Source organism: Acidipropionibacterium thoenii DSM 20276, from assembly GCF_000423445.1.
Classification (GTDB): domain Bacteria; phylum Actinomycetota; class Actinomycetes; order Propionibacteriales; family Propionibacteriaceae; genus Acidipropionibacterium; species Acidipropionibacterium thoenii.
Map to the genome: position 1 here is coordinate 132,833 of NZ_AUHZ01000007.1, position 13,946 is coordinate 146,778.

The window sequence follows — 13,946 nt, forward strand, 5'->3', positions numbered from 1 at the left end:
CGCTCAGTCCAACTCGGCGGTCGGTGCCGCCGGGGCCTCGACCAGCCGGTCCTGGGCCTGCACCAGGGCCAGCTCCGTGCGCCCCAGCCGGATCGTCTCGGCCAGCACCGCGTGCACCGAGCCGGCGGTGTGCCCCAGCGCGGCCGCCAGGTCGCGGCCGGCCAGCAGATGGGACAGGAAGACCGCGGCGGTGAGATCTCCCGAGCCGTCGAAGTGGGCGTCCAGCAGGGGGGTGGAGACCAGCACCGCACGGTCGGCGGTGACGGCCACCATGTGGGCGTGCTCGCGATCCAGTTCGGCGCACTCCACCGAGGTCACCAGCACCGTGGAGGTGCCGGCCTCGACCAGACGCCGGGCCGCTGTCAGCACCTCGGCCAGGCTGGTCGGCCGGGCTCCGGACAGCGCCCCCAGTTCGAAGAGGTTGGGGGTCAGGACGTCGGCCAGCCCGAGTGCCCGCTGGCAGAAGAAGGTGCGTACCCCCTGGGGCACGTAGAAGCCCTTGTCGATATCCCCCATCACCGGGTCGCAGCAGAACAGCACGGCGGGATTGAGCTCCTTGAGCCGCCGGGCGGTCTCCCAGATGAGCCGCCCGGACTCCTCGGTGAGGTAACCGCTGAGCAGCGCGTCGACCTGGCTCAGCACCCCGTTGGCGGCCATCGCGTCGATGATGCCGCGCAGCTGATCGGTGGTCAGCGCGGGCCCGGCCACACGGGGCCGGGCATTGTCATTGGACAGCACCACGGTGGGTACCGCCCAGGTCTCCACCCCGAGGCGCTGCAGCGCGAAGACGGCCGCCGAGTTGCCGACCGACCCGACGGTGACATGGGACTGGATGGACAACACGGTCCTGGAACGGCCGGCCGTGAACAGGCCGGGTGCTGACCGGTCGTGGTTGGACAGATGTGGGCTCACCCGAGCCACAATAGGCGGGTGCGAGCCAGTGATTTCCCCTACTTCTCGAAGCCTTTCACAGCCCTGGCGCACCGGGGTGGATCGTTGCTGGCCGACACCATCGGCCACGAGAACACCCTGAGAGCCTTCGGTAACGCTGTGGCGCTGGGGTACAGCCACATCGAGACCGATGTGCACGCCACCAGTGACGGAGGTCTGGTGGCCTTCCACGATGATCGTCTGGATCGGGTGACCGACTCCACGGGTCTCATCCGTGAGATGCCGTTGTGCCGGGTGCGTCGGGCCAGCGTGGGAGGCGAGCCGATCCCGACCCTTGACGAGGTGCTGGAGGCCTTCCCCGAGACCTTCGTCAACATCGACATCAAGGAGTCCGGGGCGGTCGCCCCACTGGTGGAGGTGCTGAGGCGGCACCGAGCCACCGGAAGAGTCTGCGTCGGCTCCTTCGGCTCGGACCGGCTGGCCAGGTTCCGGCTCCTGATGGGCTCCCAGGTCGCCACCGCGGTGGGCCCGGTGGGGGTGGCCTGGTCGGCCATCGGTCGGGTGACCGCCCGGTTGCTGCCACCGACCGGGGTGGCCTTCCAGGTGCCGATGAGAACCCGGCTCGCCGGGCTTGACATCCCCCTGGTGACCCCGGCCTTCATCCGCGCCGCCCACGCCACCGGCCGGGCGGTCCATGTCTGGACCATCAACGACCGCGAGCAGATGAACCGACTCATCGACATGGCGGTGGACGGCATCGTCACCGACCGCATCGACGTGCTGGCGCAGGTGCTGGCCGAGAGGGGTTTGGCCGGCTGAGGCCGGCCCAAGGGGTGCCGCGGACCGGGGCTACGCGCAGCGCCGAGTCGAGGCCCTCGCCATCGGTTGCCCGAGCCTGCCATGATGGATAACGCAACTTGCCCGAGTCGGAAGTCTGGAAGGAGGAGCCATGGCAGATCGTGCACTGCGTGGAATGGGTCTGGGATCCAAGAGCTTCGAGGACGAGGAAGGCGTCGAGATGGCCGAGAGGCAGGAGATCGGTTTCGACTGTCCCAACGGCCATCACTTCGACATCACCTTCTCGGTGGAGGCGGAGCTTCCCGGGGTCTGGGAGTGCCCCCGATGCGGCGCGGAGTCTCATCGCAGCGATGGCACCCAGGCCGAGAAGAAGAAGGAGAAGCCCCAGCGCACCCACTGGGACATGCTCACCGAACGCCGGTCGATCCCCGAGCTGGAAGAACTGCTCAAGGAGCGGCTGGACGATATCCGCAAGGACTAGGGCCGGCCGTCGGCGCGGCGGCTCTCAGCGCCTGTGATGGGGCCGTCGACCACCAGCAGCTGTGGCACGTCCACGGCCCCGAGGAGCCCCTCAGCTGCGGCTCCTCAATGTGTCGCGCGCCGAGCCGAGGGCCTTGGCGAGCTGGCTGGTGCGGTAGTCGAGTCCCCACAAGGTGGTGCGGATCAGGGCCTCGACGACGATGGCCCGGCTCATCTTGGAGTGGCCGTACTCCCTCTCGACGAACTCGATGGGCACCTCGGCGACGGTCATGCCGTGCTTGAGGACCCGCCAGGTGAGGTCCAACTGGAAGCAGTAGCCGGCCGAGGCCACGTCGTCCAGACCTATGGTGCGCAGCGTCTGGGCACGGAAGGCATTGAACCCCCCGGTCGGATCCCTCACCTTCATGCCGAGCATCAGCCGGGTCCAGACTCCCCCGCCTCGCGAGATGAGCTCCCGGGACCTCGGCCAGTTCACCACGCTGCCACCGGGCACGTAGCGAGACCCTTTCACCATGTCGGCATTCCGCAGTGCCGCCAGCAGCAGCGGTAGCTGCTCAGGCTGATGGGAGCCGTCGGCATCCATCTCGACCAGGACGTCGTAGCTGGCGTCCAGCCCCCAGTGGAAGCCGGCCAGATAGGCCGCTCCCAGGCCCTCCTTGCCCTTGCGGTGCATCACATGAATCTGGGAGTCGGCGGCGGCGAGCCGGTCGGCGATCCGGCCGGTGCCGTCCGGGGAGTTGTCGTCGGCGACCAGGATGTCGACTCCGGGGTCGGCGGCACGAACCCGTCCGGTGATCGCCTCGATGTTCTCGGCCTCGTTGTAGGTGGGGATGATGACAAGGACCCGGGAGCCGGTCCCCTCGTCGTCGCTGGTGGGCATGGCGTCGTCGTCCTCTCCCGGCCCCGCCCGGGGCCCTGCACGGTCACTCACTGCACGACATCTGTCGGAGATGTCGTGAGGCCTCTCAGCCTAACCCTCACACCCGGCCGGCTGCCGGGCGAGCCTCCTGCCAGGGTGGCCGGAGTGCAGCTCGAGGCCGTCAGGAAGCCGGGTCCGGTCGCCCTCGTCGTGATCCTGCGGCGCCGAGGAGCACCGTGATGAGGGCGATCGCGACACTGAGCCAGGCGATGACCGGGGAGGCCTTGACCCCGGCGGAGACGCCGGAGCCGACCGAGAGGGTGTACATCCGCCAGTCGTGGCTGGCCTCGGCGGTGCGGTCGCGGACGGCGCCACTGGGTTCGATGAGGCCCGACAGTGAGGAGGTCGTCGAGACGGTGATCTGACGGCCGGTCTCGATGGCCCGGGCCCGGGTGATCTGCCACTGCTGGTAGGGCTGCGCGGTGTGGGTGTAGGTTGCATTGTTGGACTGGACCATCAGCAGCTGCGCACCGCTGCGCACGGTGTCGTAGACGGTGCTGTCATAGGCCAGTTCGAAGCAGATGACGACCCCCACCGGTAGCTGGCGGCCATTGATCCGGGCATTGATGATCCCCGCAGTGGTGCCCGGAACCGACTGGCGGCCGACATGTTCCAGCACCGGCAGGATCGGCAGCAGGGTGGAACGCCAGGGAATCCATTCCCCGAAGGGCACCAGATTGCGCTTGTGGTAGACGCTCGATGGCTTCGCAGCCCCCTGTGGCCACCACATCGCGGTGGTCTGGCGCTCATCGGGCCCGGGCCCCTCGGTGACGGCCCCGACCAGGATCGGGAGCTCGGCGATCCGGGTGGCGGTGGTCACCAGGGAGCGCGTCTGAGCGTCTGCCACCGGATCGATGTCGGTGCTGTTCTCCGGCCACAGCACCATCTGGGGCGCGGCTCCTCCGCCGGCTCGCTGGGCCGCGATCGCCGCGATCGTCTCGGACAGGTGGTTCTCGGTCACCGAACGGGCATAACCCATGGCGTAGGACCCGGCGGTGCCGTCGACCCCACCCTGGATCACCATCACCCTGGGCCCGGAGGTCTGCCGGGAGACCTGTCGGTTGACCCAGGCCGTGGTCCACTCCCCCACCAGACAGGCCACCAGCAGCAGTGCCACCAGGCTGACTCCGGGACCGGGCCGCAGCCCCACCCGGCCGGCTGCGACCGGACTGCGGCCCTGCCGGGGACCGATCGCTGCGGCCAGCAGTTGGCCGGCCAGGGCGATGAGCAGGCTCACCCCGGTCGCCCCGATCCAGCGGAAGGTGCCGGCCACCGGGGTGTCGATCGCGGTCCACGCCAGTCGTACCCAGCCGAACCCGCCGATCGGCACCCGCGCGGCACCGACCTCGGCGGCCGACCAGATGCAGGCGGCCCACAGCGGGGCCAGCGGCAACCGCTGCACCATCCGGATGCCCCAGCCGGTGACCATCGGCCAGCAGGCCATGAAGGCGATCAGCACCACCGCGGCGGGCCAGGCGACCACGTAGACCCACCAGATGGTGCTGGTGAACAGCCCCAGGCCGTACAGGTATCCCAGTCCCAGAGCCGCCCGTGGCCGGGCTCGTCGTACCAGCAGGGTCAACCCGGCGACCCCGGGAATCACCAGCGGCCACCAGCCCACCGGCGCCTGGCCCAGCCCGGTGGCGACTCCCGCCAGCACCGCGAGCAGGCAGCGCCACAGGGTCGCATGGTGGAGAGCCGATGGTGGCTGGAGGCGGCCGTCACGGGCGCGGGCGCGGAGGAGGTGGCCGGCCTCGAAGGGCGATGGGGTCGCGGTGAACGGCGAGGTCACTGCTCGGTGACTCCTGAATCGGCGTCGGTGCCGCCGGCGGCAGCACGCTCCGAACCGGGCTCGGCATCGTCCAACTGGTCACTGACCAGCGGACGGGCATCGAAGACGGTGTCCAGCACGACGGTCGTCTCGGTGCTGCAGCGGCAGCTCTTGCGTATCTGGTTGAGCAGTTGGTCGAGATGGTGCGGGGATGCCACCTGGACCCGAATGAGGTAGGAGGCCGAACCGGCCACCGAGTGGCAGTCGCGCACCGCCGACAGCTCCCGCAGCACCGGCGGGATCTGGTCGTCGAGGGCCGGATCCACCGGGCGGATGAGGATGAAGGCGGTGATCCCGGCATCGATCGCGACCGGGTCGATGTCGGCGTGGTAGCCCTTGATGATGCCCTTGGCCTCCATCCGGCGCACCCGCTGCTGGGCGGCCGAGGTGGACAGCCCGGTCTCCCGGCCCAGGTCGGTCCACGACATCCGCCCGTTGGACTCCAACAGGGCCAGAATCTGTCTGTCGGTGCTCTCCATGGGCCACATCGTGCCACTGTCTGGCGAAGGGATCACCGGTGTGGACGTCTGGAGAGGAGCCGGGGCCCGGTCACTCGGTCGACTGTGACGGGGTCGCCTCGGGCTGGGCGGGCTGCGGCGGCGTCCAGTTCGAGCGGAGCACGTGAATCGTCGAGCCGGCCAGCAGATTGGGGGCCAGCCGAGCGGCCCGGGTCTCGCGTCCGTGCTCGGCCAGGCTGATCCGCTGGAGGACGTCCAGGCCCTCCTCGGCGAACCAGGCCTCCAGATCCACGACTGTGGAGTAGCGCACATTGGGTGTGTCGTACCACTGGAAGGGCAGGTCCCGGGAGACCGGCATGTGGCCGTTGATGAGGCGGAGTCGGTTGCGCCAGTAGCCGAAGTTCGGCATCGAGAGGATGAGCAGCTTGCCGATCCGGGCCATCTGGTGCAGCACCTCACTGGGGCGAGGCACCGCCTGGAGGGTGCGCGAGAGCACCACGACGTCATAGGAGTCGTCGTGGAACTCGCCCAGATCCGCGTCCAGATCCAGTTCCAGCACCGGGACCCCGTTGGCCGCGGCGGTGATGAGTTCGGCGGTGGAGGAGTCCACCCCGGTTCCCAGGCAGTCGCGCTCATCCATCAGTTGACGCAGCAGCAGACCGTCGCCGCAGCCCAGGTCCAGTACCCGGGAGCCGGTGGGCACCAGGGAGGAGATGATCTGTTGGTCGGGCCGCAGCCCGACCGGCTGCCCGGAGGACCGACCGGCTGTCGGGTGTGGGAAGGATGTCTTCATCGGGATACCTCCCGGTCGCAGACGTGTCCATCGAAGTGCGGGGCCCGGGCCGAGGCGCGGCTGGTGCGTCGCTCGTCGGGGACCTCGAGGAAGGCCCTCACCAGGTCGTGATAGGGATCCAGCTTCATCAGGAAGGAGTCGTGGCCCCAGGAGGAGGCGATGGTCGAGAAGGTCACCGGCAGGCCGGCTCCCTCCAGGTGACGGACGATCCGCCGCGAGTGGGCCGGTGAGAACCGCCAGTCGGTGTCGAAGCAGACCACCAGGAAGTTCACCGGGTCCTTGACGACCAGATCGGTGGTTCCGACCCCACCGAAGGGGTCGAAGTAGTCCATCACCCGGGTGAGGTAGATGTAGCTCAGCGGGTCGAAGCGGGTGAGGAAGGCCTCGCCCTGGTGGTCCAGGTAGCTCTCGACCGCGAAATCGACGCCGAATCCGCGCCGTGACTGGGCGAACTGGTGGCTGCGCCCGAACTTCTCGGCGAAGGCGTCCTCCGACAGATAGGTGATGTGGGCCAGCATCCGAGCGATCGACAGGCCGGTGTCGGGTCGCGCGCCCGCATTGAGATAGCTGCCGTTCCCGAAATCGGGATCGCGGACGATGGCCTCGCGTCCCACCGCCGAGAAGGCGATGTTCTGAGCGGTGAGTCGACTGGAGGCCGCGATGATCACAGCATTGTCGAGGGTCTCGGGATGGGTCAGTGCCCAGTCCAGGGCCTGCATCCCGCCCATCGAACCGCCCACCACCGCATGGAACCGCGAGATCCCCAGGTGGGCGGCCAGCCGCAGGTGCACCTCGACGAAGTCGTGCATGTCGACCTGGGGGAAGTCCATCCCCCAGACCCTCCCGGTGTCCGGATTGATCGAGGCAGGTCCGGTGGTGCCCGAGCAGCCTCCCAGCAGGTTCGAGCAGACCACGAACCAGCGGTCGGTGTCGATGGCCCGTCCCGGCCCGATGATGTTGTCCCACCAGCCGGGCTTCCTGTCCCCCTCGTGCATCCCTGCACCGTGGGCGTCGCCGGTCAGCGCGTGGCAGATGTAGATGGCATTGTCACGCCGGGGAGAGAGGGTGCCGTAGGTCTCATAGGCGACGTCGACATGGTTGAGCCGGCCTCCGGCGACCAGATCGAGGGGATGATCGGGGGTGGCGACGGTGGCGACCTGGGTGGTCACCCGGCCGACGCCCGGACCGAAGGGTGTGGTTCGTGGGGCTGGCTGACGTGGCATCGGTGCCGATTGTGCCACTGTCGCGGGCCCGGCGGCTCGATCTGAGCATGATCGGAGATCGTCTGCGCCCGATCACCGTGCCGGTTTCGGGCCGGGCGGATAGCGTTGCCCTCATGCGGCTCGTCGATATCGACTCCCTGGACCCGATACTGGCAACCCTGCCCGAGTGCCCACGCATCGTGACCCCCGGTGGCGGTGCCACCCCGCTGGCCCTGCTCAACGCGCTGGACCGCCAGCTGGGCAGCTGGAAGCTGTTCTGCGTCAACGCTCCGGCAGGAGTCCCCGCCCATCACGGAGTCCGCCACGAGACGGTCTTCCTGGGGCCCGGCTCCCGGCAGGCCCAGGACGTGCACTACTTCCCGATGCCGATGAGCACCGCGCCGATGCTGCTGTCGACCAGCTGCCCACCCGACCTGGTCGTGCTGCACACCACCACCCCGCGCAACCGGGTGGTGAGCATGGGGATCGAGGTCCAACTGATGGCGGCAGCGGTGGAGGCCGCCAAGCGGCGCGGCGTCCCGGTGATCGCCCAGCTCAATCCCCAGATGCCCTTCGTCCGCGGCGATGGAGTGCTCCCCGAGCAGGCCATCGATGTCGCCGTCGAGGTCGACCAGCCGCTGGTACCGGTGGCACCGGCCATCCTCGACAATGACCTGATCAGCATCGGCGAGCTGGTCGCCAGCAGGGTCGGCAACGGCAGCACCATCCAGATCGGCATCGGCAAGATCCCCGACGCCGCCGCGCTGGGGCTGCGTCGGCACAAGGATCTGAAGATCTGGTCCGGCATCCTCTCCGACGCCGCGATGGCCCTGGACCGTGCCGGGGCGCTGGTCGCCGGCCGCCAGATGACCGGGTCCTCGCTGCTGGGCAGTCTGGAGCTGTACGCCTGGGCCGATGAGAATCCCCGGGTGAGGCTGCTGAGGTGCGAGAAGACCAACAGTCCCTCAGCGGTGGCGGCCCTCGACGGGTTCGTCAGCATCCACACCGCTCTGGAGGTCGACCTGTTCGCCCGGGTCAACGCCTCCCGGTTCGGTCTCAAGATGTACTCGGGAACCGCCGGGTCGACCGACTTCCAGTTCGGGGCGATGCACTCTCGCGGCGGGCAGTCCCTGGTGGCCCTGCACAGCCGGCACCAGGACTCCTCGACCATCGTCGGGAGGCTGTCGGGACCGGCCACCTACTCCCAGCCGACTGCCGTCATCACGGAGAACGGCGTCGCCGAACTGATCTTCGCCGACGAGGATGAGCAGGCCCGGCGCCTGATCGACAATGCCGCCCACCCCGACTTCCGTCAGCAACTGCGGTCCCAGGCACGCGACCTGGGGCTGCGGTGCTCCCCGGCCGTCGGCTGAGAAGACCCGGCCGGGCGCCGCCAGCCGGATCGTAGGCCGCTACTGGTGGATGCCGAGCAGCCGCTGCAGGGTGGTCACCACGCCGCAGTCGAGGTTCGACGGCGCGATGAACCGGGCCCTGGCCAACAGATCGGGATGCGAGTTGGCCATCGCGAAGGACAGCTCGGCGTGATCGAACATGTCGAGGTCGTTGAGATAGTCCCCGAAGACCGCCGTCTGACCAGGGGTGACACCGAGCACCTTCTGCAACTGCCCCAGGGCATGCCCCTTGGTGGCATCGGCATTGCTGACGTCGAGCCAGTGGTGGGCCGACAGCACGACGGTGTGATCCTGGGACCGCTGGCCGGTCCGCGTGCCCTGAGGGAGCCGGTCGGACTCACCGCCGATCGCGTCCTGCAGTCTGGGGAAGATCTCGGCGGCATCCCCGAAGTCGAAGACGGCAATCTTGATGATGTCGTCGTCCACCCGGGACAGATCCTCGACGACCTGGTGGTGAAGGTAGTACTTGGCGACCTCGGCGAGGAAGGCGTCGTCGTCGCGACGGATGTAGGCCCCCTGGACACCGCACAGCACGGCACCGAGGTCGTGGCCCCGGGCCTCCAGCCGATCGAGCTCGGCCAGGGTGACGGCAACGTATCCCGGGTCGATGACCGAGGCGTCCAGTCTGGAGTCCTCGCGCATCAGCAGGGCGCCGTTCTCGGCGATATAGGCCATCTGGGAGCTGCCGGCGGCACGGTCGAACATCGCGTGCAGGGTCGCGTACTGGCGCCCGCTGGCCGGGGTGAAGGCGATCTCACGGTCGGCCATCACCTGGAGGATCGGCCACAGACCGTCGGGGATCTCGCCGTGGCCGTCGAGCAGGGTGCCGTCCATGTCGCACACCACCAGCCGAAGGTCTGGGGTCTGCGCCGGTGCCTGCGGGTCGGTTTCCTCAGAGGGCTGGGGTGTGCTGGTCTGGGTGGCTGATGACTCCACGGTGACTGGTCTCTCCGGTCTGCGAGGCGAACTGCGGGCTGACGTGCGTGCCGGGAAGGGCCCTGGCACCAGCGCTGACGTTACCCGCTGCCCCAGCCATCGCACCACGGGGCAAACTCTGGTGACGCCGTTCATCGCGTCCGGGCCGGCCCGACAGCAGCGCCCACAGGATGCAGGCCAGATCAACCAGTTCCTGGATGCCGGCTCCCACCACCGCCGGCATCACACCGGTGGCGGCGACCAGCATCAGCGCCAGGGACAGTCCGATACCGATCGCGATGGCCTGCCAGGCCACCGACAGGGTGCGTCTGCCGATCCGGACGGCCAGCGCGACCCGCGACAGGTCGTCCTTCATCACCACGACGTCGGCGGACTCCACCGCAGCCGCCGAGCCCTGGACCCCCATCGCCACTCCCACCTCGGCCACCGCCAGCACCGGGGCGTCATTGACCCCGTCACCGACCATCATCACCGGGCGCGGACGGGCCGATCTCACCGCCTCGACCTTGCCGGCGGGGGTCAGTCCGGCGGCGGTCTCCCGGATCCCCAGCTGGCCGGCGACCTGCTCTGCGGTGGCGGCGGCGTCGCCGGTGAGCATCAGGGTCCGTGCGATCCCCAGCCGGGACAGTTCGGCCAGGGTGGCGGCGGCCTCGGGGCGCACCGAGTCGGCCAGCTCGATGACTCCCACCGGCCGTCCGTCTGCCCAGACATGGACCCGGGTGGTGGCCCCGTCGGTGCTGTCCGGGGCGAACGGCGTCTCGCATCCTGAGGAGTCGAGACGGGCGAACCCCTCAGTTCCGACGCGCACCTGCCGGCCCGCGACCCTGGCGGTGATTCCTGCCGAGGTGACCTCCAGGGCCTCATCGGCGGCCGCCACGTGAAGGCCGCGGTCTGCCGCGTCGGCGGTGATGGCGGTGCCGATCGGATGGACCGACATCTGCTCCACACCGGCTGCCAGTGCGATCACCTGCTCGGCAGTGAATCCCGGTGCGCAGTGCACGGCGGTGACCCTCGGAGCGCCACGAGTCAGCGTCCCGGTCTTGTCGAAGGCGGCGGTGCGCACCCGGGCCAGCTGTTCCAGAGCACCGGAGTCGCGAATGATGATGCCCAGCCTGGCAGCCCGGTTGGTGCCGGCCATGAAGGCCACCGGGGCGGCGATGATGAGCGGACAGGGCGTGGCCACCACCAGCACCTCGGCGAACCTCACCGGATCACCGGAGAGGAACCAGGCCGCGGCGGCGATGGCCAGCGAGACGGCGGTGAAGGGCACCGCGACCCGGTCGGCAAGGCCCACGAAGGGCGCCCGGGAGTCCTGGGCCTGGCGCACGAGCTCGACGATCCGCTGGTACTGGGAGTCGGCGGCCAGGGCGGTGGCGCGCATCACCACCGCGGTCGGGCCGTTCACGCTGCCGGCCATCAGCTGCTCGCCGGGACGCCTGAGAACCGGCATCGGCTCACCGGTCAGGGAGGACTCGTCGAGGGTGGCATTGCCGACCTCCAGATCCCCGTCGACCCCGACCATCTCCCCGGGACGGACCTGGATGCGGTCTCCCACCCCGACCCTGCCGACCGGGATGCGTTCGACCGTCCCGTCGTCGGTGATTCTTCCGACCTCGTGGGGTGCGTTGTCGAGCAGTGCCGACAGGGATCGACCGGCCCTGGCCGAGGCGAGGTCCTCCAGCCCCTCTCCCCCGGTGACCATCAGGCAGATCACCAGCGCGGCCCAGTACTCACCCAGCACCGTGGTGGAGACGATCGCCACCACCGCCAGGAGATCGATCCCATAGGTGCCCCTGCGCAGGTCGGCGACCATTCCGATGGCCATTCTGGTGGCGATTGCCAGACAGACGATCGTGACCAGCCAGCGCGCCGGGGTGGCGGCGCCCGCCAGCAGCAGCAGGCCGCCGGCCAGGGCGGTCAGGCAGACCAGCGCCACCAGTGGGTAGCGGCGCAGTTGCCGCCAGCAGGTCTCTCGTGCTCCGGTCATGTGGATATCGTCCACTGTGATGGGAATGACTTCCAGCAAGGCAAGGCGACCCTGACACGGCGGTCCGCCGACAAGACCGACGCCATCTCGGACCTGGTGGCCGACGGCTAGAATCGTCGACATCACTTCTGCACAGGATCCCTCGCCCATCGAGGCAGCCCGCATCCGCCTGGTGCGGGCCCGTGACGAGGCACAGGCGCGGCTGGTGCGCACCGATGAGAGGATCGAGGGGCTGCGCAGGGAACGGGCCGATGAGCCCGCCGACGACGAGCACGACCCCGACGGTCCGACGCTGTCCTCGGAGTGGACGATGGCCCGGGCCCAGCGCGAGGTGGTGGAGTCCGCGATCAGCGAGATCGACGCTGCCCTGGAACGCGTGGCGGCCGGCGACTACGGTCGGTGCACCCGGTGCGGGAGGCAGATTCCAGCGGCTCGTCTGGAAGCCCGTCCGGCAGCCTCGCTCTGCCTGGACTGCGCGGCCTCAGTCGGATCCTGAGTCGCTGCCGGCGACCAGCCAGTCCAGTGACTCATCAAGGATCTGGGGGCTCGAGCAGATCTCGGCGTGATCCAGTCCGGGGTGTTCGATGACCTGGATCGAGGGCCTGGGTGAGCCGTCGGCCAGCAGCCGGGCGAACCGGCCCATCGCCTCCGGTGGCACGTGGCTGTCGGTGCCTCCCACATCGCAGCGAATCTCCAGGTGACGCCGGTAGCGGTCGGGGTGGCTGATCGGCTCCAGCTGGTCGCGCAGCCACTGGCCCGAGGGCGTCGCCGCACCCTGGTCGATGGTTTCCTGGGGCCGGCCGATGCGGGTCATCCCGGGTCGGGTCCAGTCCGCCGTGGCGGCGATCGCGGCGACCCGGCTGACCCGGGGGTCGATACCGGCCAGCGCCAGTGCGGCGTCCCCTCCCATCGAGACCCCGCCGGCCAGCACCGGGCCCGGCACCTCGAACCGCGCTGCCACCCAGTCGATGACTGCCATCGCGTCGAGCACCGTACCGCCCAGCAGTGGCCACATCACCTGTCTGAAGTGGGCCATCACCTCGTCGAACAGGGCCCCCGCCGGCCGGTCGGCCCGCTCGCCGTGGCGCCGGGGGTCGATGGCGACCCCGATCAGGCCGGCGGCCGCCAACCGGCGCAGCTCCGGTTCGAACTGGTCCTTCGTACCGCCCAGCGGCGGCAGCAGGATCACCAGGCCCCGGCGCTCGGCCGATCGCGCACCGATCACCAGGACCGGGACGTCGCCGACGGTGGTGCCGGTGCGTGCCAGATCGGTCTCCTTGAGCGGAGCTCCTGGTCGTTCCATCTTCTCAGTGCCTCCCCGACAGACCCATCTGCCTCATGAACTCCTCGGCAGGCCGGATGTGGAGGCTCCGGTTGCCCTCGGCGTCGATCTCGGGGCCACCCAGAGGCTCGATCCGCCCCTGCGGCGACCAGTAGAACAGATCGCGACACAGCAGCCCGCCGGGGTGGTAGAAGTCGTCGGAGGTGAGAACGGTCTCGCACACCTGGATGAGGTCGGTGACCTGCTGGCGCCAGCCCCGGACCGTCATGACGGTGTACAGCAGCAGCGACCGGTTGGGAATGGCGAAGGAGATGCCCTGGGGAGCCGGGCCGATGATGTCGGCGCTCAGCCGGGCCATGTTCATCGCCCGGGATGCGATGAACGGGGACTCCCCCGTGATGCCGAGAACCGAGTCGTCGATCCGGAAGAGCTCCCCGACCGGTTCGGCGTCGGTATTGTCCCGGGCCCGTTCGAAGGCCTCGTCGATGCCGATCGACAGGTTCTCCACGACCGCCCTGGGGAGGGTGAGGACGCTCTCGGGACCGCTGAGACACAGCACCTCCAGGACACCGGTGGCGAACCGTCTCCCGTAGGAGACGTCGGTGCGCTGGTTCGGCACCTCGGGGGTGAGCTGGCAGCGCAGCAGCGGGCGCAGTTGCTCGGGGGCGAGGCTCTGGGGTGCCGGACGGCTGGTGGAGGCCAGCATCGAGTCGACGTGGGCCGCCACCGCCTCCGGCCATCTGGTGCGCGGCCGCTGGGCACGCAACCGGTTGACGAGGTTGGCGAGTACCCACTCGGTGCCGTGCACGTCGATCACCCGGGCGGTCGACAGATCGTCGGCCTGTTCGAGGTGGGAGTCCAGGCCGTGGCCGGCCAGTGCGTCGCGGATCATTCCGCCGACCCACAGGGCGTCGGGGATGGTGGCTGCAGGTGGGTCGTTCTGGGCTGGGGCCATCT

General features: G+C 69.4%; 14 protein-coding genes. 4 read left to right on the top strand and 10 right to left on the bottom strand.

Annotated features, from left to right (window positions below; genetic code table 11):
- Positions 1-3: 3 nt before the first annotated feature.
- Complete coding sequence (pdxY, locus tag G554_RS0102900; RefSeq protein WP_161626457.1) at positions 4-912, bottom strand: pyridoxal kinase PdxY; 909 nt, start codon at positions 910-912, stop codon at positions 4-6.
- Between the two features lie 18 nt (positions 913-930).
- On the opposite strand from pdxY, the gene G554_RS0102905 reads away from it, so the two are divergent.
- Together G554_RS0102905 and G554_RS0102910 are read left to right on the top strand one after the other, a co-directional pair.
- Entirely contained in the window at positions 931-1,710 is a 780-nt protein-coding gene (locus G554_RS0102905; RefSeq protein WP_211220399.1) for a glycerophosphodiester phosphodiesterase family protein, read from the top strand.
- Positions 1,711-1,840: 130 nt separating this feature from the next.
- Positions 1,841-2,170: an RNA polymerase-binding protein RbpA gene (locus tag G554_RS0102910; protein WP_027586735.1), complete on the top strand. Its 330-nt coding sequence runs from the start codon at positions 1,841-1,843 to the stop codon at positions 2,168-2,170.
- Positions 2,171-2,260: 90 nt separating this feature from the next.
- Here the strand turns inward: G554_RS0102910 and G554_RS0102915 are convergent, their stop codons facing one another.
- The 5 genes from G554_RS0102915 to metX form a co-directional block, all read right to left on the bottom strand.
- On the bottom strand, positions 2,261-3,049 hold the full coding sequence (locus G554_RS0102915; RefSeq protein ID WP_027586736.1) for a polyprenol monophosphomannose synthase: 789 nt from the start codon (positions 3,047-3,049) through the stop codon (positions 2,261-2,263).
- A gap of 160 nt (positions 3,050-3,209) precedes the next feature.
- Entirely contained in the window at positions 3,210-4,880 is a 1,671-nt protein-coding gene (gene lnt, locus G554_RS0102920) for an apolipoprotein N-acyltransferase (protein ID WP_169337787.1), read from the bottom strand.
- Positions 4,877-5,398 (bottom strand): Lrp/AsnC family transcriptional regulator, encoded by a 522-nt coding sequence (locus G554_RS14310; RefSeq protein WP_051232277.1) that lies wholly within the window; start codon positions 5,396-5,398, stop codon positions 4,877-4,879. The genes lnt and G554_RS14310 overlap by 4 nt, the downstream gene beginning before the upstream one ends.
- A gap of 70 nt (positions 5,399-5,468) precedes the next feature.
- Positions 5,469-6,170 carry a methionine biosynthesis protein MetW gene (gene metW, locus G554_RS14315; RefSeq protein ID WP_051232279.1) on the bottom strand — a complete coding sequence of 234 codons (702 nt, stop codon included), beginning with the start codon at positions 6,168-6,170 and terminating at the stop codon, positions 5,469-5,471.
- Positions 6,167-7,393 carry a homoserine O-acetyltransferase MetX gene (gene metX / locus G554_RS0102935; protein WP_036924251.1) on the bottom strand — a complete coding sequence of 409 codons (1,227 nt, stop codon included), beginning with the start codon at positions 7,391-7,393 and terminating at the stop codon, positions 6,167-6,169. The genes metW and metX overlap by 4 nt, the downstream gene beginning before the upstream one ends.
- A 113-nt stretch (positions 7,394-7,506) precedes the next feature.
- Here metX and G554_RS0102940 point away from each other — a divergent pair, with 113 nt between their 5' ends.
- Entirely contained in the window at positions 7,507-8,745 is a 1,239-nt protein-coding gene (locus tag G554_RS0102940; RefSeq protein ID WP_036924254.1) for an acetyl-CoA hydrolase/transferase C-terminal domain-containing protein, read from the top strand.
- A gap of 39 nt (positions 8,746-8,784) precedes the next feature.
- On the opposite strand, the gene G554_RS0102945 is transcribed toward G554_RS0102940, so the two are convergent.
- A complete protein-coding gene (locus G554_RS0102945; protein WP_027586740.1) occupies positions 8,785-9,720 on the bottom strand; it encodes an HAD hydrolase family protein in 936 nt (311 codons plus the stop codon).
- Entirely contained in the window at positions 9,677-11,707 is a 2,031-nt protein-coding gene (locus tag G554_RS14320; protein ID WP_071162136.1) for a heavy metal translocating P-type ATPase, read from the bottom strand. The genes G554_RS0102945 and G554_RS14320 overlap by 44 nt, the downstream gene beginning before the upstream one ends.
- A 172-nt stretch (positions 11,708-11,879) precedes the next feature.
- On the opposite strand from G554_RS14320, the gene G554_RS0102960 reads away from it, so the two are divergent.
- Positions 11,880-12,203, top strand: coding sequence for a TraR/DksA family transcriptional regulator (locus G554_RS0102960; protein ID WP_211220400.1), 324 nt, complete (start codon positions 11,880-11,882; stop codon positions 12,201-12,203).
- Here G554_RS0102960 and G554_RS0102965 read toward each other — a convergent pair.
- Together G554_RS0102965 and G554_RS0102970 are read right to left on the bottom strand one after the other, a co-directional pair.
- Entirely contained in the window at positions 12,189-13,010 is an 822-nt protein-coding gene (locus G554_RS0102965; RefSeq protein WP_027586742.1) for an alpha/beta hydrolase family protein, read from the bottom strand. The two genes, G554_RS0102960 and G554_RS0102965, sit on opposite strands and share 15 nt — an antisense overlap.
- A gap of 4 nt (positions 13,011-13,014) precedes the next feature.
- Positions 13,015-13,944, bottom strand: coding sequence for a hypothetical protein (locus G554_RS0102970; protein WP_027586743.1), 930 nt, complete (start codon positions 13,942-13,944; stop codon positions 13,015-13,017).
- Positions 13,945-13,946: the final 2 nt, after the last annotated feature.